The organism is Nocardia abscessus, assembly GCF_015477775.1.
Taxonomy (GTDB): Bacteria; Actinomycetota; Actinomycetes; order Mycobacteriales; family Mycobacteriaceae; genus Nocardia; species Nocardia abscessus_A.
On record NZ_JADLQO010000002.1, the window covers coordinates 997,623 to 1,023,507 of the forward strand.

The following is a 25,885-nucleotide window of genomic DNA, read 5'->3' on the forward strand; positions in this document are numbered from 1 at the left end:
GGCGCAAAACATTTGGCGTATCGTGCGTCGATGTTACGCTGTATCACATAGAGTTTCAGTGACGACACTCACTTCCGACACGCACCTCTCGCTGGGTGCGCCTACTCTTCGTAGTCCGCGAACGCGGTCCCACCTCATGCTCTGCCCGCCCGTTCGTGCGGCAAGAACGGAGATATCTGTGCGCGATGAACCACGATCAGCTTTCCGGACCGAGCGAGTCGATGGTGCATCGATCGGAACAGATGTCGTTCCGTTGGCACTGACAGGGCAGGGCCGGGCACTCCGGCCGCGGTCGACGGCCGCGAGACCGGCCTTCGCGGTGGCGACGACCGGAGGGTGCTCGGCCGCGCCGCGATACCGCGTTCCCGAAGACAGCGCACTAGCGGATCTATGCGTCACGGCTTGACCGTGTTCGGGGAAACGGAAGCGATGAGCAAGCAGACTGCCGGAACAACCGAACTAGCCGTGCGCCCTGCCGGGACGGACTCGATGAACACCGCCCTGCGCGATCGCCTGATCGACGCGACCGTCGAGGTGGTGTCCACCGAGGGTTTGCACGCACTCACCGTCCGCCGCGTCTCGCGCATGTGCGGAGTCTCCACGATGGCCGTGTACTCCAATTTCGGGGGAATGCCCGGCCTGATCCGGGCGGCGGGTTCGGCCGGCTTCGCGCAACTGGCCGAGCGCATGAACGCGGCCGGGGTGAGCGAGGAGCCGATCACCGATCTGCTCGTGCTCGGCCTGGTGTTCCGGGACGAGGCCCAGCGCAGGCCGGAGCTTTTCCAGCTGATGTTCGGCACCGGCACACGCATCGACATGAAGATCAACCGCGGCAACGTGCTCGTGGCCGGGCACGATTCGGAGTTCGAGCACTACGCGGAGACCTTCGACAACGTGGTCGGCGCGGTGCAGCGCGCACAGGACGCCGGGCTGATCAACACCTCCGACGTCCGTTCGGCCGCGGCGCAGCTCTGGATGGGCCTGTTCGGTTTCGTCCAATTGGAGATGGCCGGACACCTCGGTGACGACGGCCTGCTCGAAGTGCTGGTGCCCGCGATCGTGAATCTGCTCGTCGGCATGGGCGCCGAACTGGAGACCGTCGGCGCCTCGGTCCTGCTCGCGGTGGAGCGCTTCGCCGAGCGATTCGGCGACTGAACCCCGCGGGCCGGGTACCGGTCAGAACGGCAGCCGGGACCGCAACCGCTGGGCGCGGGCCATCGCGCGCTCGGCGGCGCTTCCGCGCGGCGGCATCAGACCCAATTGCAGCAACATCTCCGTCAGGTCCCAGGTGGCCTGGCTACGCCAGATCAGCCCCGAGCGGAACTGCCACGCGTCGATGACCAGCAGGTCGATCCGCTTGCCGGTCGGCCCGAAGCCGGGCGGATCGATCGGCCCGAGATGGGTACCGGTCATTCGCCACGGCACCAGGGCGATCCGGTCGTCCGCGGCGAGCACCGGCGGAAACGGGTTGGTGTAGGCCACATCCGGGAACGAGCGCACCGTGTCGGCGACGAATTTCTCCACCCCCGCTCGCCCGTGCGCGGGCGCGTCCAGCGAAGGGTCGTGCCAGATCGTGTCCTCGGTGACGCATTTCGCGACCGCCGCACCGTCCCCGCTGTTCCAGCCCGCGATGTATCGCTCGGTGAACCCGAGCAGCCAGGCGAGGCTTTCGATGGGTTCGGCCTCCGGCTCGATACGGAACTGCCCGGTGTTGTACGGATCCACGCCCATCGCCTTTCGCCCAGTGCGTATTCGACGAGTCATGGTAGCCACGAATCGAGCGCGCACTCAACAGCTTCCGGCAGCTCGGCGCCGGGACGCACCGGAATAACATCGGAATAACGGTGTAATCGACCGCATTCGGGCTGCTATAACCGTGTAATAACAGCAGAATAATACCGTCATACCGGCGCTGAACTGCGATGATAACGAGTTCGGCATTACCTCCCGTGCAACATTTTTCGGCCTCCGGCCGCACAGTTCCGTATTGACCTTCGCGAATCGGTCCTCCTACCATGGGTGGACACTGACCTCCTACCGCGGAACCACTTCACTCCGGACGACGCTCACGGCCGAACAGGTTTACCGGCGCCGCGATTCCGGTTGTCTCCACGCTGATTCGAAGACGCTCGACGGAAAAACGCGTCGGCGATTTTTCGAATACCTGAGCACCAGGGGATTTTGCATGCCCAATGTAGCAATTGTCGGTATCGGCTGCCGTTTTCCGGGCGGAATCGACGGGCCGGACTCTTTCTGGGACCTTGTCGTGCGCAAGGGCGACGGCATCGTGGAAGTGCCGGCGGATCGCTGGAACCTCGCGAAGTTCTACGACCCCGACCCGGACGCGCCCGGCCGGATGTACACCAGGCACGGTGGCTTCCTGACCCAGTCGCTGTGGGAGTTCGACGCCGAGTTCTTCGGCATCTCCCAGCGCGAAGCGTCGATCATGGACCCGCAGCAGCGGCTGCTGCTCGAAGTCGCCTGGGAGGCGCTCGACGACGCCGGGATGGCAGGCCGGGTCGGCGGGCGCGAGGTCGGCGTGTTCGTCGGCGGCTTCATGAACGACAACGCGCTGGTGCGCAGCGGTTCGATGTCCCGCGCCTCGATCAACAGCCACAGCCCGACCAGCTCGTCGCACACGCTGCTCTCGGCCCGCATCGCGTTCCTTCTGGACCTGCTCGGGCCCACCATGACCATCGACACCGCCTGCTCGTCCTCCCTGGTCGCGCTGCATCAGGCGGTGCTCGCGCTGGAGTCGGGCGAGTGTGAATCGGCGATCGTCGGCGGCGCCAACGCGATGCTGCGGCCCGAGGCGTTCATCTCCATGTGCAAAGGCCGGTTCCTGGCGGTCGACGGCCGGTGCAAGTCCTTCGACGCGGCCGCCGACGGCTACGGACGCGGCGAGGGCGCAGGCGCGGTGGTGCTGAAGACGCTGGACGCGGCGGTCCGGGACCGCGACCGGATCTACGCGGTGGTGCGCGGCAGCGGCGTCAACCAGGACGGCCGCACGCTGGCGATCCCGGTGCCCAACCCGGTCGCGCAGGAGGCCCTGGCGCGGCGGGTGCACCGGCTGGCGGGCATCGACGCGCACGACATCCGTTTCGTGGAGGCACACGGCACCGGCACCCCGGTCGGCGACCCGCTCGAATTGGCCGCCCTCGGTGCGGTGTACGGCGCGGTCGACGGCCGCGACGACCCGCTGCCGGTCGGCTCGGTGAAGAACAACATCGGGCACACCGAGGCCGCCGCGGGCGTCGCGGGCGTCATCAAGGCCGCGCTGACCCTGCACCACGGCGTCATCGCCCCGCAACTGCGGCTGGACAACCCGAACCCGGAGATCCGGTTCGACGAACTGCGGGTACGCATTCCGCTGGCGACCGAACCGCTGCCCAACGACGACGGCCGGGCCGCGGTGGCGGTCAACAGCTTCGGCTACGGCGGCACCAACGCCCACGCGATCCTCACCCGCGCGCCCGAACTCCCCGCGCCCGCGGACGCCGCGCGGACGCCGATCACCGTGCTGCCGCTGTCGGCCCGCAACGAGACCGCGCTGCGCACCATGGCCACCCAGCTGCACGACCTCACCGAGACCGCCCCGGTGGACGCGGTGACCGAAGCGGCCTGGACCCAGCGCGCGCACCATCCCCTCCGCGCCGCGTTCGGGTACCGGGATGCCGACGACCTGCGTGCCCAACTGGCCGATTTCGCCGCGGGAGCGGGCAAGTCACCGGCCCGCGCGCTCACCGACGGCTCCACCCAGCCGGTGTTCGTGTTCAGCGGCATGGGCCCGCAGTGGTGGGGCATGGCCCGCGGCCTGCTCGAGGCCAACGGGCGCTTCGCCGCGGCCGCGCGCTCGATCGACGAGGTCTTCCGCGAAATCGCGGGCTGGTCGATCGTCGAGGAACTCCTGCGCCCGGAAGAGGAGTCGCGAATCACCGGGACCGCCTACGCACAGCCGGCGAATTTCCTGGTCCAGGCCGCGCTCATGGCCGAACTCGCCGAACTCGGCATCCATCCGGCCGCGGTGGTCGGCCACAGCGTCGGCGAAGTGGCCTCGGCCTACGCCTCGGGTTCGTTGTCGCTGCGCGACGCGCTGCTGGTGAGCTGTCACCGCGCCCGGTTGCAGGCCACCACCGCGGGCACCGGCGGCATGCTGGCCGTCGGCCTGTCGGAGGAGCAACTGCACGAGCGCCTCGCGGGCGTGGCGGGCGTCTGCGTCGCGGCGATCAACAGCCACTCGGCGGCGACGCTGTCCGGCGACCTCGCCGAATTGGACCGCATCCGAGCCGAACTCACCGAGGAAGGCGTCTTCGCCAAGGCGCTGCGCGTCGAGGTGCCCTATCACAGCCACCTGATGGACCCCATCCTCGGCGACCTCACGACGGCGCTGGCCGGTCTCACGCCGCGACCGGCGCGGGTGCCGATCTGGTCCACCGTCACCGGCGGCGAACTGTCCGGCCCGGACTGGGACGCCGAATACTGGTGCCGAAACGTGCGCGAACCGGTGCGCTTCGGCGCGGCCGTGGACAGCTTGCTCGACGCGGGTCATCGGGTCTTCCTGGAGGTGGGACCGCACCCGGTGCTCAGCGGCAACATCAAGGAGGCGTTCGTGCGCCGCGGCCTCGACGGCGCGGCGATCAGCACCCTGTCGCGCAACGCCGACGACCACGACAACCTGCTGCGCGCCGTGGGTGAGCTGTACCAGGTGGGCGGGCTCGACACCACGCACCCGCCCGGCGCGCCGGAAACGCCTGTCGCGCATCTGGATCTGCCCCGCTACCCGTGGCAGCGCCGCACGCTGTGGACCGAGGACCCCGCGATCGAGGCCGACCGCGTCGGCGCGACCGACGGTTACGTCATGCTCGGCCAGCGCACGGCGGCGTCCGCGCCGGAATGGGAGGTCGAGCTGTCGGTGGCCGCGCTGCCGTGGCTGCCCGATCACGTCGTGGACGGATCGGTCGTTCTGCCGGGCGCGGCCTATCTGGACGCCGCGCTCAGCGCCGTCGCGGTCCGCACCGGCCGCACCACCTTCGGACTCGAGTCGGTCCAGTTCGTCGCGCCCCTGGTGATCGCACAGCACGACGTGCCCGTACTGCGCCTCACCGTCGAGGAGACCACCCACCGGTTCACCCTGCGCTCGCGCGCCGCCACCGCAACCACCTGGACGGTCAACGCGCACGGCAGGCTGATCGAGGCGGACGTGGACGCGCGCACGATCGACCTCACGCCCGCGGCGGACGCGGTGGACGTGGCCGCGGCGACGCTCTACGACGGCCTCGCCGCCCACGGCCTGGCCTACGGGCCCAGCTTCCGGCTGATCACCGCGGCGCGAGTCGGCGCCGACTCTGTGCTGGCCCGACTCGATCTCGCGCCGCTGGCGGGCAGCGCGCCGAGCCTGCCGCACCTGGCCCACCCGGCGGCGGTCGACGCGGCGCTGCAGTGCTTCGCCGCGCTGTATGCCCAGACCGCGCACGGGGCGAGCGTCGTGGTGCCGTCCTCGGTCGCCGGGGTCCGCTGGACCGGGCCGCTACCGGAGCACGCGGTCGTGCTGGTCCGCCGGGTGGACGGTGACCCGCTGTGCGCCGACATCACGGTCGCCACACCGGAAGGCGCTGTGGTACTCGCTCTCTCGGGCGTGCGGTTCGCCAGTCTGGCGGCCGAGCCGGATCTGCACGACCACCTCGACGGCCTGTTCTACGAGCCGGTGTGGTCCATCGTCGACGACTCGGCGGCCGCCGACGAACCCGCGGGTGGGGAGGAGTTCCTACTCGTGGTCAGTCTGGGCAGCACCGTCTCCCAGCGCGCGAAGGAAATCGCCAGCGCCCGCGCCGCGTCGGAGATCCTCACCTTGGCGCCGGAGCAGGCAGGCGCCGCGGATCGCGTGCTGGCGACCCTGCGCGCCGCCCGCGAGCGGCCCGGTGTGACGCGCAGCCGCCTCGTCGTGGTGTCCGGCGCCGAACTGGACGCGGTGCCCAACGCCTACGGGCTCGCGCTGGTCGCCAAGGCGGTCGGCGAGCTGGTGGTCGGCGAGGAAGACGACGCCGCGGCGGCCGAGGTGCGCGCGGTGGTGGTCACCGAGCAGGCGTTCTGCCTGCCGATCGACGCGTTCGCGCATCCCGCGCAGGCCGCGCTCACCGGCGCAAGGCGCACCCTGCGCAACGAGCAACCCGCGGTGCAGTGGCGACTGGTCGACACCGAACCGGCCACGCGCGCCGCCGACATCGTCGAGCAGGTGCTCGGCGACGGACGCGCCGACGAGGTCGCGCTGCGCGCGGGCGCGTGCTGGGCGCTGCACCTGCGCAAGTCCCTGCGGGAACATCTGGCGGCCTGGGACGAGGCCGCGCCGCTGACCGACCCGGAAGCCTCTTTCCGTCTGGAGATTCCGCGCTCGCGGTTGCTGTCGGATCTGGCATGGCGCGCGGTCGAGCGCGTAGCGCCCGGTCCCGGCGAGGTCGAGATCCGGATGGACGCGGTGGGCCTCAACTACAAGGACGCGCTCAAAGCGCTCGGTGTGCTCACCGAAAAAGAGCTGGCAGGAACGTATTTCGGCACCGATCTGGGCATGGACGGATTCGGCGTGGTCGAGCGGGTGGGTCCTGGCGTGACCGAGGTCGCGGTCGGCGACGAGATGTCGGTGTGCGCCAAGGATCTGGTCCGCCGCCACGTCACCCTCCGGCCCGACGAAGGCGCCACCATGCCCCTGAACTACCCGGACTCGGTCCTCGACCCCTGCCACTCCAGCTCGGTGCTGCCCTTCCTCACCGCCGAATTCGCCTTCGGCGAGCTCGCACACCTGCAACCGGGCGAGACGGTGCTGGTGCACGGCGCGGCGGGCGGCATGGGCATGGCCGCGGTCCAGGTGGCGGTGCGTCTCGGCGCGCGCGTCATTGCGACGGCGGGTTCGGACGAGCGCCGCGCGGTGGCCGCGGCCGCGGGCGCGCACGAGGTGGTCAACTCGCGCTCGATCAGCTTCGTCGACGACGTGCTCGCGCTGACCGGCGGTCGCGGCGTCGACGTGGTCTACAACTCCTCCCCCGGCGAGATCCTCCAGCAGAACCTGCGGGCGGCCGCCGAATTCGGCCGGATCATCGAGATCGGCAAGGCCGACATCTACGGCGGCGGCGCGATCGACCTGCGCCCGTTCGACCGGAACCTGTCGTTCTTCGCCGTGGACATGGACCGCGCCCTGGCCGTGCGCCCCGAACTGGTCCGCCGCTCGGCACGGCGGGCGATGGACGCCCTGAACGACGGCACCTATGAGTACCTCCCCTACACCGCGTTCACGCTCGACGCCACCGCCGAGGCGTTCGAAACCGTGGTGCGGTCCAAGCAGATCGGCCGAGTCGTGCTCGACCTGCGCGAACCGGAGCCGACGGTGCTGGCCGCACGGCCCGGCCTGCCGATCGACCCGGCGGCCAGCTACCTGGTCACCGGCGGCTTCGGCGCGTTCGGCCTGGCCACCGCGCGCTGGCTGGTGCGGATCGGCGCGCGTCGTCTGGTGCTGGCCGGGCGCAGCGGCGCCACCACGGACGCGGCCCGCGCCGCGATCGACGAATTCACCGCCGCCGGTGCGGAAGTCGTCGAGGAACGCCTCGACATGGCCGACTACGACGCCGTCGCCGCCCTGCTCGACCGCATCCAGACCAGCGGGCATCCGCTGCGCGGGGTGTTCCACGCGGCCGGTGTGGTGAACAACCTCGAGGTCCCGCAGATCACCGCGGAGTCGCTGGCGGAGATCTTCGGTCCCAAGGTCGCAGGCGCGGTCAACCTGGACACCGCCGTCACGGCCGCCGACATCGAACTCGACATGTTCGTGCTGTTCTCCTCGGCGAGCAGCATCGTCGGCATCTCGCCGCAATTCGGTTACGCGGCGGCCAATTCCGTCCTGGACATGATCGCCGCAGCCCGCCGCGCCCGCGGCGCCGCCGCGCTGGCGGTGAACTGGGGCTTCATGAGCGGTGGCGGCGGTATGGCCGACTACGAGGCGGTCAGCCGGTACGCGGAGATGACCGGTTACCGCTCGGTGGACATGGACGTGGCCACCGATCTGCTCGGCGAGTGCCTGCGGCTGGATCTGCCGCAGATCGTGCTGTTCGACGTGGACTGGAGCCAGTGGGCGCTGGCGCACCGCCCGTCCACCCGCACGCCGCGCTTCGCCGACCAGGTGGCGGCCGCGGGCGGCGGTGCGTCGGGCGCGGGTGCCCTGCGGGCGGAGATCCTCCAGCTGGGTCTCGAGCAGCGCGGGGAGGTGGTGGCCTACCTGCTCGCCGAACAGCTCGCCGCGGTGCTCGGCGTCGACGCCGAGACCGTGGACCTGAACACCCCGCTACCCGAACTCGGTATGGACTCGCTGATGGGCATGGAGTTCGGCGCCCGCGTGGTGCAGGTGCTCGGCACCCAGCTGTCGGTGCTCGCCGTGATCGGACTGACGTTGCGCGGGCTCGGCGCGCGGATTGCCGAGCAGATTGCCCAGGAAGAAGAGCGCGCGGCGAGGAGCGAGGACGAATGACGGACAACAACTCCAGGGAGCTGGCCCGCGCACTGCTGGCCAGGCACGCGGGCGGTGAGACGACCGCCGCCCCGGCGACGACCAACGGTGCGCGAGCCGCGAACGGCTCCGCCACCGCGGCCCCCGCCAACGGCGCCACGGCGCCACGCGGAGTCGCGCACACCTCCTTCCGTGACCACCCCGGCGTGCTGGAGGCCGGGCAGCGGTTCGGCCGGTTCGACGCCTGGGTCAACCAGGTCGGTCTGGTCAACCCGTACTACTTGCCGCACGAGGGCATCAGCGGTGCGGTGACCAGGATGGCCGACCGGGACGTGGTGAACTTCAGCAGCTTCGGCTACCTGGACCTGGCCGCCGACCCGCGGGTGCGGCAAGCCGCCAAGGACGCGATCGATCAGTACGGCACCTCCGCCGCCGCAGTGCGCATCGTGGCGGGCGAGCTGCCGATCTACCGCGAGCTGGAAGCCGAGCTCGCCCGCGTCTACGACACCGAGGCCGCGCTGGTGACCGCCAGCGGCTACCTCACCAATGCCGCCGCGGTCGGATTCCTGCTCGGCAAGCGCGATCTCGCGGTCTGCGACGCGCTGATCCACCACAGCGTGGTCTCCGGCACCGAGTGGTCACGCTGCAAGCGGGTCTCCTTCCGGCACAACGATCCCGAGTCGCTGGAGACCATCCTGAAGATGTCGCGGCGCAGTTTCGACCGGGCCATGGTGATCATCGAGGGCCTCTACAGCATGGACGGCGACGTGGTCCGGCTGCCCGAGATCATCGAGGTGGCCCGCCGCTACGACTGCTCGATCATGATCGACGAGGCGCACTCGTTCGGCACGCTCGGGGCGACCGGGCACGGCGTTCGTGAATTGTTCGACCTGCCCGGCGACGCCGTCGACGTCTGGATGGGCACCCTGTCCAAGGCGCTCGGCAGCGTCGGCGGCTATCTCGCCGGAAACCGGGAACTGGTCGACGGATTCAAGTACGTCGCGGGCGGTTTGAGCATGTACACCGCCGCACCCGCACCCTCGGCCATCGGCGCGGCGCTGGCCGGACTCCAGGTGCTGCGCGAGGAGCCCGAACGCGTGACCCGGCTGCGGCACAACAGCGCGTACTTCCACCGCCGCGCCAGGGAGTACGGCTTCGACATCGGTACGTCCGAGGACTCGCCGATCATCCCGGTCATGACCGGCGCCGACGAACCCGCCGTGCTGGCGGCGCTGGCCATGCTGCAGCGCGATTTCAGCGTGAACGCCATCACCCACCCGGTCGTCCCGGCCGGGGAGGCAAGGCTGCGGTTCTTCATCAACTGCAGGCACACCGAGCAGCAAATGGATCAGGCGCTGGCCACGCTGCGCGAGGTGCTCGACGGACTCGCGGACACCGCGGGACAGCAATTCACACTCGCCCATGAGGAGCAGCACTCGTGAAAATTCCCATCAACCGATCCCTCCTCCGAAAAGCGGTGGTGCCCGGGGTGGCGCTGCTGCTGATGGGCTCGCTGTTCATTCCGGCTCGTTCGACGCTGCTGCCCACCTACGACGAGGCCGGTGGGCCGATCGCGAGCAAGTTCGACTTCACCGCGATGCCGATCGCGCTGCCCAAGGGACTGCCGACCGATCGCAAGATCCGCGAGCTGCGCGAGCCGTACAAGCACCTGTCGGCCTGGATCTCCTCGGTCGGCGCGGCGATCGCGATGAACGACTTCGACGGCAACCGGCTGGCCGACGACCTGTGCGTAGTCGACCCCCGCTCCGACACGGCCTTCATCACTCCGACGCCGGACAGCAACACCGGCCGGTACGAGCCGTTCGTGCTCGATCCGAAGCCGTTGCCCGCCGACTCCTCCACCGTGCCTTCGGGTTGCGTTCCCGGCGACTTCAACGGTGACGGCCGAATGGACGCGCTGGTGTCGTACTACGGCCGCACGCCGATCCTGTACCTGCAGCGCGCCAACGCGACCCGGCTGGAGGCCAAGGCCTTCCGCCCGATCGACATCGTCCCCACCCCGAACACCCCGGACGGGCACTACGAAGGCGAGCGGTGGATCACCGCGGCGGTCTCGGTCTCCGACTTCGACGGCGACGGCAAGCCGGACATCTACCTGGGCCAGTACTTCGACGACATGGACGTGCTCTCCGAGGAGGGCCAGCTCGCGCTGTGGATGACCGACTCGCTGTCCAACGCGCGCAACGGCGGCAAGGACCGGATCTTCACCCTCGCCTCCGCCAAGGCGGGCGACGAACCGACCGCCGACTACCGCGAGGTGGCCAACCCGTTCCCGATCGGCATGGACACCGGTTGGGCGCTGGCCGCCGCCGCGTCCGACCTGAACGGCGATCAGCTGCCGGAGCTCTACGTGGCCAACGACTTCGGGCGCGACCGCCTGTTCGTCAACCGGTCGACGCCGGGTCAGATCCGCTTCGGCTTCGCCGAGGGCGAGCGCGGCATCATCGAGCCGAAGTCGTATGTGCTGGGCCATGATTCGGACAAAGGGATGGCCGCGGACTTCGGCGACCTGAACGGCGACGGCATGCCCGACCTGTTCGTCAGCAATATCGCCGTGCGTTTCGCGCTGATGGAAGGCCACTTCGCGTTCTACAACACCGCCAAGGACACCGCCGACGCGGCACGTCAATTGGCCGACGGCGTGGCGCCGTTCAAGAACCGCGCGACGGACGTCGGACTGGCCTGGGAGACCTGGGGCTGGGACGCGAAGATCGACGACTTCGACAACGACGGCCGCAACGAAGTGGTCCAGGCCACCGGCATGATCAAGGGCGACACCAACCGGTGGCCGCAGATCCAGGAACTCGGCACCATGAACGACAACCTCACCAAGTACCCGTGGTCCTGGCCGATCATCGGCGAGGACGCCGACCTCTCGGGCAGCGATCCGGTCGGCTTCTTCAGCCGCGGTGACGACGGCAAGTTCGCCAACCTCACGCACGCCCTCGGCATGGACACCCCCGTCCCCTCGCGTGGCATCGCCGTCGGCGACACCTCCGGCAACGGCGCGCTGAGCTTCGCCGTCGCCCGCCAGTGGGGTGATCCGACCTTCTACCACAACAACAAGGCGAACAACGGCCAGTTCCTCGGCCTGAAGCTGTTCAAGCCGGCCTGGGAGGGCAACGCGACCACGACGACCATCGCCGGTCTTCCGGCCCAGGGCGTCCCGGCGGTGGACGCTCAGGTCGAGGTGCGCACGGCGGACGGCCGGTTGCTCACCAGCCACCTCGACGGCGGCAGCGGGCACACCGGCAAGCGCGCCACCGAGGTGCACATCGGCCTCGGCGACGTGGATCCGGCCGCCCCGCTGAGCGTCGTGCTCCGCTGGCGGGAGACCAACGGCACGCCGCACGAACAAACCCTCCAGCTCGCGCCGGGCTGGCACACCGTGAACCTCGCCTCGGACGCCCAGGAGGTCAAGCAGCGATGAGCGACAACGACAACAAGGACCCGGGCGACGCGACCGCCGCGTCGAACGGGCACCACGAAACCTCGGCAACCGAAGGCAACGGCAGCGCCGCCCACGGCGGCACCGGCGACAGCGCAGGCGCGCAGAGCAAAGCCGACGCGACGGGTAACGGCAACGGAACGAGCCTCACCACGGCGGAGCGCATCTCCGCCGTACAGCGGTCGGGCACCGAATTCGCCAAGGAATGGGTGGAGACACCGGCGCCGACCAAGGACACGCGCTACCTCGCGCTGCGCAATTTCGCCATCTCGATCACGATCTTCAACCTGATCGGGTTCCCGCTGCTCGGCTTCGAGCAGCCGTTCCTCTGGCCGTTCATCGCGCTGGCCACCGCGTACTCCACCGAGATCGGGCTGGAAGTGCTGGCGGCCTGGGCGTACAAGCGCCCGCCCGCCTTCCTGGGCCGTGGGCCGCGTGGGCTGTTCGAATTCCTGTTGCCCGCGCACATCACCGGTCTGGCGTTCAACTTCCTGACCTTCGCGCACGACAAGCTGTGGCCGGTGATCTTCGGCATCGTGGTCGCGGTCGGCACGAAGTGGGTGCTGCGCGCCAAGATCAACGGCAAGATGCGCCACTTCATGAACCCGTCGAACTTCGGTGTCGTGGTGTGCTTCCTGGTGTTCCCGATGATCGCGGTCGCGCCGCCGTACCACTTCACCGAGTACATCACCGGACCGGCGGACGCGCTCATCGTGCTCGGCCTGCTGATGACCGGCACCATGCTGAACGCCAAGCTGACGCTGAAGATGCCGCTGATCATGGCGTGGGTGGGCGCGTTCGCGCTGCAGGCCATCGTGCGCGGGCTCATCGAACCGAACGTCTCGATCCTGGCCGGTCTGAGCATGATGACCGGTCTGGCCTTCGTGTTGTTCACCAACTACATGGTCACCGACCCGGGCACCACGCCGTCGGGCAAGAAGCACCAGATCATGTTCGGCGCCTCGGTCGGCATCATGTACGGCGTGGTCACCGCGCTGCACATCGCCTACGGGTTGTTCATCGCGCTGGTCATCGTCTGTGGCGCTCGCGGCGTCTACTGGTGGGCGCGCGGCCTCGCCGAGTGGTGGCAGCAACGCGGCGCGACACCGAGCGCACCGGAGCAGCCCGTGGTGGCCGACGACCTGGAGGCCGACATCGCACGCGAACCCGAGCCGGCGACGGAGGCCGCCCGCTCATGACCGACCGCGCCGAGCCGCGCCGCGCGCTCGGCGCTTTCGGCACCGGCGTCACCGTGGTCGCCCCGAATTCCTCCGACGATTGGAGAACCCCATGCCCTCGCCGTTGGGTCCGCTGCGCGCGGCCCTCTTCGTCCCCAGTCCAGCCAGTGTCCGCCGGGTGCTCAGCGGATTCGAGCAGCCCGACCAGCACACCGCGCTCGAACTCGAGCAGGTGACCATGCACCTGGTCGGCGGCATCGACTCCGCGGTCCGCAGCTCGGACAACGACGAGCTGATCGCCGCGCTGCTCCAAGTGCCGCCGAAGTACCGCGGGTTCGCCTACGAAGGCGCCGCGGTCGGGCTCACCGCCATGGACTCGCTCTCGCCCGGCCGTCGCGCTGCCGAGCTGATCGACGGACCGGCCAGCGAATACGCCCTGACCATGTACGTCGGAGTCGGCCTCGCCATGGCGAAGATCCCGAAGCTCCGGTGGAAGAAGCTGTTCCCGCAGCACCCGCTGTTCCGCTGGCTGGCCATCGACGGCTACGGCTTCTACAAGGCGTTCTTCCAGATGCAGCGCTACGTGCGGGAAAAGCACGTCGAGACCCGTTACCCCGGCTGGCTCGGCGACCGCGACAACCTGAAGCGCATCGCGGACCAGGGCATGGGACGCGCGCTGTGGTTCATCGGCGGCGGCAGCCCGGCCGGTGTCGTGCGCCTGGTCGGCGAGTTCGACCCGAAGCGGCACGCCGACCTGTGGAGCGGCGTCGGCATCGCCGTCACCTTCGCCGGTGGTGTGGAACAGGCTGCGATGGAGGAACTCTGGGACGTGGCCGGCGAGTTCCGGCCGCAGCTGTCGCTGGGTTCGGCCATGGTCGCGCGCATCAGGCAGCAGACCAACAGCGTCAACGAGCACAGCGAGGCGGCGGCGCAGGTCTTCTGCGGGACCACGGTGGCGAAGACCGACGCGCTGATCGAGACCTCGCTCGACGACCTGCCCGACGACGGCACCTCCGGCACCTACCTGCTGTGGCGGGACCGGATCGCCGACATCGTCACCGCGAGCCGGGCCTGAGGATCGCCGCGATGGCACGGGTCGGCGACTGGGTCGGAAAGCACGTCATCGTCACGGGTGGCTCGGAAGGGATCGGAGCAGCGGTGGCGGGGGCCTTCGCGCGGCGTGGCGCGCAGGTCTCGATCATCGCGCGCCGCAAGTCACCGCTGCGCGACACCGCGAAACGGCTGGGTACCGACTGGGCCGCGGCGGACGTGACGGACCCGGATCAGCTCGGCTCGGCCGTCACGGAATTGGAACAGCGCAACGGGCCGTGCGAGGTCATCGCCTGCTGCGCGGGTCTCGCCCTGCCCGGCCGCTTCCTCGAGGTGGACGCGGGCGAGTTCGAGACACAGATGTCGGCGAACTATCTCGGCGCGGTGCACGCGGTGCGGCGGGTGCTGCCCGGCATGGTGGAGCGGTCCAGAGGGAAGATCCTGCTGGTCAGCTCGACGGCGGCGTTTCTCGGGATCACCGGATACACCGCCTACGGGCCGACCAAGGCGAGCGTCCGGCAGCTGGCGTTGTGCCTGCGCTACGAGGTCGAGCCCAAAGGCGTGGACGTCACGGTGATCTATCCCGCCGACACCGACACGCCGGGCCTGGCCATGGAGAACCAGCGAAAGCCGGTGGAGACCAAGGCGATCACCGGGTCGATCGAACCGATGTCGCCCGAGCGGGTCGCCGAGGCGGCGGTGCGCGGATTGGAACGCGGCCGCCACCACATCGCGCTCGACCCGTTGACGCGGTTCTTCCTCGCCTGGGCGAACCTGCCCGAGGATCTGGCGCGACCGTTCATGCGCCGCACCGTCGCGAAGGCGCTGCGCTCCAGCTGAACAGCGCCGAAGGCCCGCTCACCCACCGTGTTCCGGTGCGTGAGCGGGCCTTTTGCCGTGCTCAGCCGACGATGACGGCCACGCAGGCGGCGATGAAGAGGACCTGAACCAGCGCTCGCAGCGGCAGGGGCATGGTCTTGATGCCCAAGTCGGCGCGGGCGGCGCGGACGTTCGCGGGGAACAGCGCCACCAGCAGCGCGATCAGGCAAGCCGCGGCCAGGTCGGCGGTCGCCGGAATCACCACGCCGACGGCGCCCGCCAGTTCCAGTACGCCGGTCAGCGTCACCAGGGCGGGGGCGTTCGGCAGCCGCGGCGGCACCATGGCGATCAGCGCGTCGCGGCGCGGCTGGAGGAAGTGCGCGCTCGAGGTGAGCACGAGCATCGCGGCCAGGCCGAGAGCGGCCGCGTGCGCCCACGAATCGAGCCAGTCGTTGCCGGTCAGCCAGCCGATGAGGCGAGCGATCGCGGTGACGGCGGCGAGGACAACCAGCGGTGCCATCGGGATCTCCTGTGGAACGAAGTGCGAATCTTGACAGTGGAAAGATTATCGCCGGACGCACGAACTTGTCAATGTCTAGATAATGGGCCACCATCGAGAGATGGCGAAGGACAGCTACCACCACGGAGACCTCCGCGCCGCGCTGCTCACCGCGGCCGCCGAGCGGATCGCCGCCGACGGCGTCGACGCGCTCTCACTGCGCAACCTGGCCCGGCACGCGGGCGTCTCGCACGCCGCGCCCGCCCATCACTTCGGTGATCGAGCAGGTCTGCTCACCGCGCTGGCCACCGAGGGCTTCGATCTGCTGGCCGAGCAGCTCGCGCGGGCCGGCGCGGATTTCCGCGAAGTCGCGGTGGCGTACATTCGCTTCGCGCGCGAGCATCCCGGACACTTCGACGTGATGTTCCGGCACAACCTGTTGCACGCCGAGGACGCGGCATTGCGGGCCGCGCGGGATCGTTCCGCGGCGGCGCTGCGCTCCGGGGTCTCGGCCATCGAACCGGGCCGCAGCCGCGACCGCCAGCGGGCGACGCAACTCGCCGCATGGTCGCTGGTGCACGGCTTCGCTTCGCTGTGGCGCGAAGGGGCACTGCATAATTCGTCACTGGCCGACGATCCCGATCCGGAGGCCATGGCCCGCAATATGTTGTCCACCATCCGGTTCGACTGACCGGAAACCGGCTTGCACCGAGCCGCCGCCGTGCTATCCAGAGACCCGGAAGGAGCGGGCGGCCACTCCCCGGCTGCCACGACACATGGACATCCACGCCTACCCGACCGAGGCGATCACACCGGTTGACCTGACCGAGGCACACCGGATCGTCGGCCACCATCTCACCAACGGTGATTACACCGAACGCGGAATCACCTACCTGATAACGGAATTCGACGCCTGCTTTGTCGCTGTCGCCGCCTTTCCCCACTCGCCGCAGGCCGGCCCGGACAGCCCGCGAGTCATCGTCGGCGGTTCGGTCCACGTCATCGACAAGCCCACGGGCGCGGTCTCCTATTGGCCGACCTACCCGGCCGAGCTGGTCGCCGACCAGTACACGACGGCGCTGGAAGACGGACGCCTGGTCATCGAGGACGGCTGGCCGGAGGACGACGAGCAGTCACCCGGCTCCGCTTGACCGATCCGCCGATCGGCCTCGCGCGCCACAACGCGCGCGGCCACGCCTATGGAGTGATCCGGCACGGCGCTCGCCCACACTTGTCGGACCCTGCTGTTAGCGTCGGAGTCGACTCGTTCACGGAAACCGTTCTCACGAAACCTTTCTCACCGAAAGCATTGGGGGATGGCATGTTCGAAGATCCGCTCGACGAAAGCACCGAACCGGCACCGGCTGAGCATCCTCCCACCGCCGCGGGGCCGAGCGATCCGCTTCGCGACTGGCACGAAACCGGCCCGGACGGAGTCTCCGAAGCCGACCTGCGCCGCGCCACCGCGCTGGCGACCCTGTTCGGCGCGGACGACGCCGCCGAGGCGGACCGGCTGATGACAGTGGTCCTCGGGAACGGACCCGACACGGCCGCCGGCCGCACGGCGACCGCCCAGTGGCTGCGTACCCACTGTCCGGGCGACCGGTATCTCAACCCTCCGCCCGGCCGGCTCGGTGAATCGCTCGTAGGTCAGGCGCTGCGCGCGGAGAACGACGGGGTGCGACTGCTGGCCGACAGCGTGCACATCGCCTCTCCCCGGCAGCGTGAGCGATGTTTCGCAACCCTCACCCGGTTCTGCGCGGACGACGAACACGTCAGGTCCCCGGCCGAGAACTATCTCGCCGCACATCACCGCCGGTTGGTCGAGTATGCGGCGAAGCCCTCGAACAGCGGATCGGAACCGCCGGAGCGCGGCGTGCTTCTCGGTACGATCGCCCGTTTCCTCCTGTGCGCGGTACCCGCGGCCGCCCGGCTCGAAGCGGAGAACGCGTGCGAACTGTCGCTGTCCTACATCGCGATAGGCGATCTCACTCGCGCCGAGGCAGATGCGGCGACGGCCGGGCGACTGTACCGGCACGCGTTCCTGCTCGGCCTCGACGAAGGATTCGACGGCCGAGCCGCCGAAGAATCGATGCCCGAGAGTGAAGCGGCCCCGGGCGCGAGCGGGCCCGCCGAAGCCAGACGCCTGTACCGTAGCTCGGTCGCGATCGGCGAACGCATCGCGGCCGCGCAACCGGACAACCCGGCGTACCGCCGTGATCTTTCGGTGTCCTACGGCAAGCTGGCCGATCTGGAACGAACAGCGGGAGACGTCGATGCGGCTACCCGGCTGCACCACTGCGCCTTGGCCCTCGTCGAGGAACTCGCGGCGGCCGAGCCCGCGAACCGTTCGTATCGCCGCGATCTCGCCGTCGTCAACGAGAAGGTAGGCGACCTCGCCCATGCGGCGGGCGAGGCCGACAAAGCCGCACACCATTACCGAGTCACGCTCCTGCTCACCGAGGAACTCGTCGCCGCGGAGCCCGGAAATCCGCTCTATCGACGGGACCTTTCGGTGTCCTACAACAAGATGGGCAGTCTCGCGTCGGACACCGGGGACGTCGAGGAGGCGGCGCGGTTGCACCAGCTCGCGCTCGCCCTGACCCGAGACCTGGTCGATGCCGATCCGGACAACCTGCAGTACCGTCGCGATCTGTCGATCTGCTACGACAAACTCGCCGAACTGGCCCGAGCCGGTGGCGATCTGGCGGAGGCGATCCGGCTGTATCGGCGATCGGTCGAGCTGACCGAAACGCTCGTCGCGGCCGAACCGTCGAATCCGGGGTTCCGGCGGGACCTCTCGGTCAGCGTGGACCGCCTGGCCGGAGTGATCCGCGCGCACGGCGACCCGCACGAGGCGATCCGGCACTACCACCGCGCCCTGGCCATCACGGAGGAACTCCTCGCCGCCGACCCCACCAATGCTCGGTACCGTCGCGACCTCGTCCTCACCTGCAATGTGCTCGGCGACATCGCCAGGGAGTGGCGCGACTTCGACGAAGCGGCCCGGCTCTACCGACGTGCGCTGGACTGTACCGAGGAGCTGGCCGCCGCCGCGCCCGCCAATCTTCAGTACCGCCGCGACCTTCTGATCGTCCACGACGCACTCGGTTCGCTGGCGATCGATCAGGACGACCACGATGTGGCGGCGACGCACTGCCGTCGCGCCCTGATGCTGTCGGAGGAACTCACCGCCGCCGATCCTGGGAACCTACGGTATCGACGCGACCTGCTCTTGGCCTACAACGCCCTCGGCAGAGTAGCAATCGCTCAGGGCGACTCCGACGAGGCGACAAGACTGTTCGAGCACGCTACGGCGATCGCCACGAGCCTGGTGGAGGCCGCGCCGGACAACCGTTCCTTCAGCAGAGATCTCTCGTTCTGCTACCACAAGCTGGGCGACACCGCCCGTGCCCGAAACGATCTCGCCGGAGCCGATCGCGCCTACCACAACGCTCTGGCCATCGATCTCGCGCTGGTGGAGGCCGAGCCTTCGAACCTCTCCTACCGCCGCGACCTCTCCATCACCTACGACCGCCTCGGCGCGCTGGCGCGTTCGCACGGGGACAACCACGCGGCGCGCGACTGGTACCACCGATCGGCCGACATCGCCGAGGAACTGGCGGCCGCGGATCCCGGCAACCTCGGCTATCACCACGACCTCCTCTCCTGCTGCGACAAACAGGGCGGCCTCGCCCGCGACACCGGCGATCGCACTGCCGCCGCCCAACACTTTCGCCGCGGCTTGGCCATCGCCGACCACCTGGTCCGATCGGCGCCCTCCAACCTCGGCTATCAGCGCGATCTGGCCCTGATGTACGAGCGCCTCGCCGACCTGGCGGGCGGCATCCGGTGAAGTGAACGGGTCCGCCAGGCTCCCTGCGCGGCCGGTCGCAGCGGCTCGCGCCCGTATCCGTGTGTGAGCACACCGAAGATGTTGCCGCGATTGACAATTGAAAATCCGTGATCGGCAACCGCTTCGACGAACGACCTCCGCTGGTCCGGCACGGTCAACCTGACCTACCTCGACCTCGACTCCGTCCCACCCCGCGTGCTGTCCGGCAACAGTGGCGCCAGCACCTGGGTCAGCTACGACCGCAAGTCCTCCGGAGGATTCTCCGAGGCAACACTTTACGGACTCAGCGGCGGCTTCTTCACGATAAAGCCCACCGTCGCCCTGTGGACCACCCCGGCCGAACCGACCCGGCAACAGTGCTCGGACCTCATCGCCACCCAAGGCGCCGAAACCCTGCCGGTCGCCGAGAACAGCGCCTACTGCGTCAGAACCGCGGCAGGCCGCACCGCCTTCATCACAGGGGTCTCCCTCAACACCGCCGTCGACGCCTACACCGCCTCGGTGGTCATCTGGTCCGCAACCGACTGACCCGTCCTGTTCAGAACGCGGGTTGGGCGGGGAGGTCCGGCTCCGGGGTGGGGTCGCCCGCGTCGGGGACCTCGGTGCCGCGCAGTGATGTTCCGGCGGTTTCGCGCAGGAAGTTCCAAGCGACCAGGCCGATCAGGGACGCGCCGACCGTGTAGAGGGCGGGGAACAGTGCCCAGCCGGTGGCCTCGATGACGGCCTCGTTGATCAGCGGGGCGGTGCCGCCGAAGGCCGCGGTGGAGACGTTGTAGGCCAGGGCGAAGCCCGCGTAGCGGACGTGGGTCGGGAAGATGGCGGGGAACGTGGAGCTGATGGTGGACAGCTGCGGCACGTACAGCAGTCCGAGCACGATGAAGCCGAAAATGGCCCATGCCGTGCCCTGGCCCATCAGCCAGTACATCGGCACCGCGAGCACCGTGAGGCCGATCAGCGAGAACAACCACAGCGGGCGGCGGCCGACACTGTCGGACAGCCGGCCGAAGAACGGCAGCACCAGCATCATCACCAGCTGACCGACCAGCATCATCGCGGTGGTGGTCGACTCGCCCATACCGATGGTGTTCTGCAGGTAGGTGGGCTGGTAGGTCAACAGCGTGTAGTTGACCACGTTGAGCGCGACCACCAGTCCGGCCAGCGTGAGGGTCTCGCGCCGGTAGGTGGTCAGCACCTCGCGCAGGCCACCGGGCGGACGCTTGTGCTCGGCGACTTCGGTGAACACCGGGCTCTCCTCCAGCCTGGACCGCAGGTACCAGCCGGTCAGGCCGAGCGGGATGGCGATCAGGAACGGGATGCGCCAACCCCAGTCGTGCATAGTGTCCGAACCGAGCGCGAGCTGGCAGGCCAGCACCGTCGCGGAGCCGCCGACGAAGCCCGCGAGCGTGCCGAACTCCAGGAAGCTGCCGAGGAAACCGCGCTTGCGGTCGGTCGCGCATTCGGCGAGATACGTCGCGGCTCCGCCGTATTCGCCGCCGGTCGAGAAACCCTGCACCACGCGCAGCGAGATGAGCAGGATCGGGGCGAGTACACCGACCGACGCGTGGGTGGGCAGCAGGCCGATGGCGCCGGTCGCGGCGGCCATGAGCAGAATCGTGGTGGCCAGCACGGCTTTACGGCCGATGCGGTCACCGAGCGGCCCCCACACCATGCCGCCGAGCGGGCGCAGGACGAACGAGATGGCGAAGCCGAGCATGGTGCCGAGCGTGCCCAGTTCCCCGGGGAAGAAGGCGTCGGTGAGATACGTCGCGGTGGCGGCGTAGACGCCGTAGTCGAACCATTCGGTCGCGTTGCCCATGGCGGAGGCCGCCACGGAGCGCCGCAGCGGGAAACTCTCCGAAGTCCGGTCGGTCACGTGCACGTCCTCTCCAGCCCGTCCACGGACCTCGATTCGATCCACCTCCGATCCCGACAACCGCAGGTGTGGCACGAAACAGACCGATACCCGCAATTCCCGCCCAGCAAACAGTCACCGTCCCGGCGACGCCCGGATACGTCCGATCTGACCTGCGACTACTCCCCAATTGTGAAGCCGGTCACACTACTCGGTGACTACTACCGACTCCGCGAGCGAATCCAGCCACGTACCGCCGGGTTTCGTAGCGCGAAGAAGCCCGCGGCCGATCCCGCCCGCAGGAGGGCGATACCGGCCGCGGCCCGGAAGCGCGGTGCGCGCCGAGTGCGGCGCCCGGTCGGGAGCGCCGACATGGGACCTGTCCTACAGCGGCGTCACGTACGCGCCCGCGATGCCGCCGTCGACCAGGAACTGCGACGCGGTGATGAACGAGGAATCGTCGCTGGCGAGGAACGCGACGGCGGCGGCGATCTCCTCCGGTTCGGCGAAGCGGCCGAGCGGCACGTGCACCAAGCGCCGCGCGGCGCGTTCGGGGTCCTTGGCGAACAGTTCCTGAAGAAGTGGCGTGTTCACCGGACCGGGGCACAACGCGTTCACCCGGATGCCGTTGCGGGCGAATTGCACTCCGAGCTCCCGGCTCATCGCCAGGACACCGCCCTTGGAGGCGGTGTAGGAGATCTGCGAGGTGGCCGCGCCCATCACCGCGACGAACGAGGCGGTGTTGATCACCGAACCCTTGCCGCGCTCGAGCATGTGCCCGATGGCGTACTTGCTGCACAGGTACACCGAGGTCAGATTGACCTCCTGCACGCGCCGCCAGGCATCGATGCCGGTGGTCAGGATCGAATCATCCTCCGGCGGTGAGATGCCCGCGTTGTTGAACGCGATGTCCAACCCGCCCCAGGTATCGACCGCGGTCTGGAACAGCGCCTCGACCTGGGCTTCGTCGGTGACGTCCACCTGCACGTAGCGCCCGCCGACCTCTTCGGCGGCCGCCTCGCCGGTCCCGGCGTCGATGTCCGCGACCACCACCTTGGCCCCCTCCGCCGCGAAACGACGGACCGTGGCCAGACCGATACCGCTCCCGCCGCCGGTGACGACGGCGACCCGATCCTGTAAGCGCTGCAACGTATCTCCTGTCGGATGTGGTGGTGTCACTGGGTGGCGAGGAAGACGTTCTTGGTCTCGGTGAAGGCGAGCGCGGCGTCCGGTCCGAGTTCACGTCCCAGCCCGGACTGCTTGAAACCGCCGAACGGCGTCCAATACCGCACCGACGAATTCGAGTTCACCGACAGATTGCCCGCCTCCACGCCGCGGGCCACGCGCAGCGCCCGGCCGACGTCCCTGGTCCAGATCGAGCCGGACAGACCGTAATTCGTGTCGTTGGCGATGCGCAGCGCGTCGGCCTCGTCGTCGAACGGCACCACCGCGACCACCGGGCCGAACACCTCCTCGGTGAGGACCCGGTCGGTGGGGGCGCCGGGCAGCACCACCGTGGGCGGGTACCAGAAGCCAGGTCCATCGGGCGCGCTGCCGGTGAACGCCACTTTCGTCGACGGCTGCACGAACTCGGCGACGCGCTCCCGGTGCGCGGCGGAGATGAGCGGGCCCATCTCGGTGGATTCGTCGGACGGGTCACCGACTCGCACGCCGTGCACCGCAGGCTCGAGCAGTTCGAGAAATCGGTCGAATACGCTGCGCTGCACCAGGATCCGCGATCGGGCACAACAGTCCTGCCCGGCGTTGTCGAAGACGCCGTAGGGCGCGGTGGCCGCCGCCTGTTCCAGGTCGGCGTCGGCGAACACGATGTTGGCGCTCTTGCCGCCCAGTTCCAGCGTCACCCGCTTCACCTGCCGCGCGCAGCCCGCCATGATCTGTGTGCCCACCTCGGTGGAACCGGTGAAAACCACCTTGCGCACTCCCGGGTGGGTGACGAAGCGCTGCCCCACCACCGAACCCTTGCCGGGCAGTACCTGGAACACGCCCTCGGGCAGGCCCGCCGCGAGCGCGAGCTCACCGAGCCGCAGTGCGGTCAGGGGCGTGACTTCGGCGGGCTTGAGCACCACCGTGTTGCCCGCGGCGAGCGCCGGGGCGAAACCCCACGCCGCGATCGGCATCGGGAAGTTCCACGGCACGATCACCCCGACGACGCCGAGCGGTTCGTGGAAGGTGATGTCGACCCCGCCCGCGACCGGGATCTGGTTACCCAGCAGCCGCTCGGGCATACCGGCCGCGTAATGCAGGACGTCGCGGACGTTGCCCGCCTCCCAGCGCGCGTTGCCGATGGTGTGCCCGGCGTTGGCGACCTCGAGCCGGGCGAGGTGCTCCAGATCCGCGTCGACCGCTTCGGCGAACCGGCGCAGCAACCGGGCCCGATCACCCGGCGCCACCTCGCGCCACTCGGCGTACGCTCGCTGCGCGCGGGCGATGGCCGCGTCGGTCTCCGCTTCTCCGACGAGCTCGACGGTCGTGACCACCTGTTCGGTCGCCGGATTGACCACCTGCGCTGTCGTCACGAGTTCCGCTCCCTTCGATAGGTGTCCGCCGCCTCGACCAGGGCCCGGATCAGCCGGCGATCGGCGGCGTCGGCCTCCGGATGCCATTGCACACCGACCAGGAACGAACCGTCGACCGACTCCACGGCCTCGATCGTGCCGTCGGCGGCGTACGCGGTGGCGGTCAGGACCCCGGCGAGCCGATCGACGGCCTGGTGATGGTGGCAGTGCACCTTCACCTCCGGACCGGCCAGTCGCGCGACCCGGCTGCCCGCGATCGTCAGCACCCGGGTGGTGGTGAATCCGCCCTCGACGCCGGAGTGCTCCTCGTGCCCGACGACGTCGGGCAGGTGCGGGATCAACGTGCCGCCGAGGGCCACGTTCGCCAGCTGAAGTCCGCGGCACACCGCGAAGATCGGCAGGCCCGCCGCCCTGGCCAGCTCGAACAGACCGAATTCCGATTCGTCGCGGTCCGGTCTGGTGTACCCGGGTATCCCGGCCGAAGGGCCGCCGTAACGCGCGGGATCGATGTCCGCGCCGCCGGTCAGCACCAGCCCGTCGAGCCGCCGCACCAGCTCGGGACGCGCGGCGCCCGCGGGCGGCAGCAACACCGGGATGCCGCCCGCGGCCGCCACCATGTCGACGTAGGAGTGCGGCAGGACCGCGCACGGCAGGTCCCAGGCATTGAAGCGGGTCTGCTCCACATAGGTGGGCAGGCCGATCACGGGACGGGCTCCCGCGACCTCAGAGTCGTTCGAAACCACGGATACGCTCCCAGTCGGTGACCGCGGCGTCGTAGGCGTCCAGCTCGACCCGCGCCGCGTTGCGGTAGTGCTCCACTACATCATCACCGAAGGCCGCGCGGGCCACCGTGCTGCCTGCGAACAGCTGGGCCGCTTCCCGCAGCGTATGCGGCACCCGAGGACGCTCGGAGCGGTAGGCGTTGCCGTGGAATTCCGGCTCCAGCGGCAGCGCGCGATCGATACCGTGCAGTCCCGCCGCGATCAGCGCGGCCACCGCGAGGTAGGGGTTCACGTCACCGCCGGGCACTCGGTTCTCGAAGCGCAGCGAATGGTCCTCGCCGACCACACGGATGGCGCAGGTCCGGTTGTCCCGGCCCCACGCGATCGCGGTCGGCGCGAAGCTGCCCGCGACGAAGCGCTTGTAGGAGTTGATGTTCGGCGCCAGCAGATAGGTGAACTCGCGCAGGCAGTCCAGCTGGCCGGCGATGAAGTGCCGCATGAGCGCCGACATGCCGTCAGCTCCCTCACCCGCGAAGACCGGCTCGCCCGCGTCGCTACGCAAGCTCAGGTGGATGTGACACGAATTGCCCTCGCGCTCATTGTATTTCGCCATGAACGTGAGGCTGCGCCCCTCCTGCGCCGCGATCTCCTTCGCACCGGTCTTGTAGATGCTGTGGTTGTCGCAGGTGACCAGGGCGTCGTCGTACCGGAACGCGATCTCGTGCTGACCGGGGTTGCACTCGCCTTTGGCCGACTCGACGTACATCCCCGCGCCGTCCATCTCCTTACGGATGCGGCGCAGCAACGGCTCGATCCGCCCGGTGCCCAGCATCGAGTAGTCGACGTTGTACTGGTTGGCCGGAGTCAGCCCCCGATACCCGGCGTTCCAGGCCGCCTCGTAGCTGTCGTCGAACACCAGGAACTCGAGTTCGGTACCCACGAACGCGCGCAAGCCGCGCTCGGTCAACCGGTCGAGCTGTTTGCGCAGCACCTGGCGCGGCGAGACCGGCACCGCCTTACCCTCCGGCACCACGTGCTCGACATCGCACAGCACCAGCGCCGTGCCCGGCCACCACGGCACGGTGCGCAACGTGCGCAGATCCGGCCGCAGTACGAAGTCGCCGTACCCGGTCGACCAGGAGGACAGAGCGTATCCGTCGACGGTCGTCATGTCCACGTCCACCGCGAGCAGGTATCCACACGCCTCGGTGGCGTGCTCGACCACCTCGTCCAGGAAATATCGTGCCGCGCAGCGCTTCCCTTGCAGACGGCCCTGCATGTCGGTCATGGCGACCAGCACCGTGTCGATCTCACCCGTGTCGACCCGGTCCCGCAATTGCGCCACACTCAGCATCCCGCTACGCATCCACGACCCCTCTCGGCACCAACCGTGCTCACGCTAGAGCAAAACGGAC

18 protein-coding genes are annotated in these 25,885 nt (G+C 69.2%); 11 read left to right on the plus strand and 7 right to left on the minus strand.

Annotated features, from left to right (window positions below; all coding sequences use genetic code 11):
• Positions 1 to 429 precede the first annotated feature (429 nt).
• Complete coding sequence (locus IU450_RS10305) at positions 430 to 1,155, plus strand: TetR/AcrR family transcriptional regulator (protein WP_195149463.1); 726 nt, start codon at positions 430 to 432, stop codon at positions 1,153 to 1,155.
• A gap of 21 nt (positions 1,156 to 1,176) precedes the next feature.
• Here the strand turns inward: IU450_RS10305 and IU450_RS10310 are convergent, their stop codons facing one another.
• On the minus strand, positions 1,177 to 1,725 hold the full coding sequence (locus tag IU450_RS10310; RefSeq protein ID WP_195149464.1) for an ester cyclase: 549 nt from the start codon (positions 1,723 to 1,725) through the stop codon (positions 1,177 to 1,179).
• Between the two features lie 460 nt (positions 1,726 to 2,185).
• Between IU450_RS10310 and IU450_RS10315 the strand changes: the two genes are divergently transcribed.
• From IU450_RS10315 to IU450_RS10340, 6 genes are all read left to right on the plus strand, one after another.
• Positions 2,186 to 8,509, plus strand: coding sequence for a type I polyketide synthase (locus IU450_RS10315; RefSeq protein ID WP_195149465.1), 6,324 nt, complete (start codon positions 2,186 to 2,188; stop codon positions 8,507 to 8,509).
• On the plus strand, positions 8,506 to 9,930 hold the full coding sequence (locus IU450_RS10320; RefSeq protein WP_195149466.1) for an aminotransferase class I/II-fold pyridoxal phosphate-dependent enzyme: 1,425 nt from the start codon (positions 8,506 to 8,508) through the stop codon (positions 9,928 to 9,930). Before IU450_RS10315 ends, IU450_RS10320 begins: the two co-directional genes overlap by 4 nt.
• Positions 9,927 to 11,939, plus strand: a complete 2,013-nt coding sequence (locus tag IU450_RS10325; protein ID WP_324197608.1) for a CRTAC1 family protein — start codon at positions 9,927 to 9,929, stop codon at positions 11,937 to 11,939. Before IU450_RS10320 ends, IU450_RS10325 begins: the two co-directional genes overlap by 4 nt.
• Positions 11,936 to 13,156 carry an enediyne biosynthesis protein gene (locus tag IU450_RS10330; RefSeq protein WP_195149467.1) on the plus strand — a complete coding sequence of 407 codons (1,221 nt, stop codon included), beginning with the start codon at positions 11,936 to 11,938 and terminating at the stop codon, positions 13,154 to 13,156. Before IU450_RS10325 ends, IU450_RS10330 begins: the two co-directional genes overlap by 4 nt.
• A 91-nt stretch (positions 13,157 to 13,247) precedes the next feature.
• Positions 13,248 to 14,210: a DUF1702 family protein gene (locus tag IU450_RS10335; RefSeq protein WP_195149468.1), complete on the plus strand. Its 963-nt coding sequence runs from the start codon at positions 13,248 to 13,250 to the stop codon at positions 14,208 to 14,210.
• Between the two features lie 11 nt (positions 14,211 to 14,221).
• Positions 14,222 to 15,025 carry an SDR family oxidoreductase gene (locus IU450_RS10340; protein WP_195149469.1) on the plus strand — a complete coding sequence of 268 codons (804 nt, stop codon included), beginning with the start codon at positions 14,222 to 14,224 and terminating at the stop codon, positions 15,023 to 15,025.
• Between the two features lie 61 nt (positions 15,026 to 15,086).
• Here IU450_RS10340 and IU450_RS10345 read toward each other — a convergent pair whose 3' ends face one another.
• A complete protein-coding gene (locus tag IU450_RS10345) occupies positions 15,087 to 15,524 on the minus strand; it encodes a hypothetical protein (protein ID WP_195149470.1) in 438 nt (145 codons plus the stop codon).
• Positions 15,525 to 15,624: 100 nt separating this feature from the next.
• On the opposite strand from IU450_RS10345, the gene IU450_RS10350 reads away from it, so the two are divergent.
• The 4 genes from IU450_RS10350 (at position 15,625) to IU450_RS10365 (ending at position 19,887) form a co-directional block, all read left to right on the plus strand.
• Positions 15,625 to 16,194, plus strand: a complete 570-nt coding sequence (locus IU450_RS10350) for a TetR/AcrR family transcriptional regulator (protein ID WP_195149471.1) — start codon at positions 15,625 to 15,627, stop codon at positions 16,192 to 16,194.
• Between the two features lie 85 nt (positions 16,195 to 16,279).
• Complete coding sequence (locus tag IU450_RS10355; RefSeq protein ID WP_195149472.1) at positions 16,280 to 16,654, plus strand: hypothetical protein; 375 nt, start codon at positions 16,280 to 16,282, stop codon at positions 16,652 to 16,654.
• 170 nt (positions 16,655 to 16,824) lie between these two features.
• Complete coding sequence (locus IU450_RS10360) at positions 16,825 to 19,359, plus strand: tetratricopeptide repeat protein (protein WP_195149473.1); 2,535 nt, start codon at positions 16,825 to 16,827, stop codon at positions 19,357 to 19,359.
• Between the two features lie 195 nt (positions 19,360 to 19,554).
• Positions 19,555 to 19,887 carry a hypothetical protein gene (locus IU450_RS10365; RefSeq protein ID WP_195149474.1) on the plus strand — a complete coding sequence of 111 codons (333 nt, stop codon included), beginning with the start codon at positions 19,555 to 19,557 and terminating at the stop codon, positions 19,885 to 19,887.
• Positions 19,888 to 19,897: 10 nt separating this feature from the next.
• On the opposite strand, the gene IU450_RS10370 is transcribed toward IU450_RS10365, so the two are convergent.
• From IU450_RS10370 to IU450_RS10390, 5 genes are all read right to left on the minus strand, one after another.
• A complete protein-coding gene (locus tag IU450_RS10370) occupies positions 19,898 to 21,175 on the minus strand; it encodes an MFS transporter (protein ID WP_195149637.1) in 1,278 nt (425 codons plus the stop codon).
• A 420-nt stretch (positions 21,176 to 21,595) separates the two neighbouring features.
• A complete protein-coding gene (locus tag IU450_RS10375) occupies positions 21,596 to 22,360 on the minus strand; it encodes a 3-oxoacyl-ACP reductase (protein ID WP_195149475.1) in 765 nt (254 codons plus the stop codon).
• Between the two features lie 26 nt (positions 22,361 to 22,386).
• Positions 22,387 to 23,748 carry an aldehyde dehydrogenase family protein gene (locus IU450_RS10380; protein ID WP_195149476.1) on the minus strand — a complete coding sequence of 454 codons (1,362 nt, stop codon included), beginning with the start codon at positions 23,746 to 23,748 and terminating at the stop codon, positions 22,387 to 22,389.
• A complete protein-coding gene (locus IU450_RS10385) occupies positions 23,745 to 24,491 on the minus strand; it encodes a gamma-glutamyl-gamma-aminobutyrate hydrolase family protein (RefSeq protein ID WP_195149477.1) in 747 nt (248 codons plus the stop codon). The genes IU450_RS10380 and IU450_RS10385 overlap by 4 nt, the downstream gene beginning before the upstream one ends.
• On the minus strand, positions 24,472 to 25,836 hold the full coding sequence (locus IU450_RS10390) for a glutamine synthetase family protein (protein WP_228834211.1): 1,365 nt from the start codon (positions 25,834 to 25,836) through the stop codon (positions 24,472 to 24,474). Before IU450_RS10390 ends, IU450_RS10385 begins: the two co-directional genes overlap by 20 nt.
• Between the last annotated feature and the right edge of the window lie 49 nt (positions 25,837 to 25,885).

Coding starts and splice junctions, on each gene's coding strand:
- IU450_RS10340 (WP_195149469.1), top strand. CDS start 14,222: ATGGCACGGGTCGGCGACTGGGTCGGAAAGCACGTCATCGTCACGGGT.
- IU450_RS10370 (WP_195149637.1), bottom strand. CDS start 21,175: ATGGGCAACGCGACCGAATGGTTCGACTACGGCGTCTACGCCGCCACC.
- IU450_RS10305 (WP_195149463.1), top strand. CDS start 430: ATGAGCAAGCAGACTGCCGGAACAACCGAACTAGCCGTGCGCCCTGCC.
- IU450_RS10330 (WP_195149467.1), top strand. CDS start 11,936: ATGAGCGACAACGACAACAAGGACCCGGGCGACGCGACCGCCGCGTCG.
- IU450_RS10320 (WP_195149466.1), top strand. CDS start 8,506: ATGACGGACAACAACTCCAGGGAGCTGGCCCGCGCACTGCTGGCCAGG.
- IU450_RS10350 (WP_195149471.1), top strand. CDS start 15,625: ATGGCGAAGGACAGCTACCACCACGGAGACCTCCGCGCCGCGCTGCTC.
- IU450_RS10390 (WP_228834211.1), bottom strand. CDS start 25,836: ATGCGTAGCGGGATGCTGAGTGTGGCGCAATTGCGGGACCGGGTCGAC.
- IU450_RS10355 (WP_195149472.1), top strand. CDS start 16,280: ATGGACATCCACGCCTACCCGACCGAGGCGATCACACCGGTTGACCTG.
- IU450_RS10345 (WP_195149470.1), bottom strand. CDS start 15,524: ATGGCACCGCTGGTTGTCCTCGCCGCCGTCACCGCGATCGCTCGCCTC.
- IU450_RS10315 (WP_195149465.1), top strand. CDS start 2,186: ATGCCCAATGTAGCAATTGTCGGTATCGGCTGCCGTTTTCCGGGCGGA.
- IU450_RS10335 (WP_195149468.1), top strand. CDS start 13,248: ATGCCCTCGCCGTTGGGTCCGCTGCGCGCGGCCCTCTTCGTCCCCAGT.
- IU450_RS10360 (WP_195149473.1), top strand. CDS start 16,825: ATGTTCGAAGATCCGCTCGACGAAAGCACCGAACCGGCACCGGCTGAG.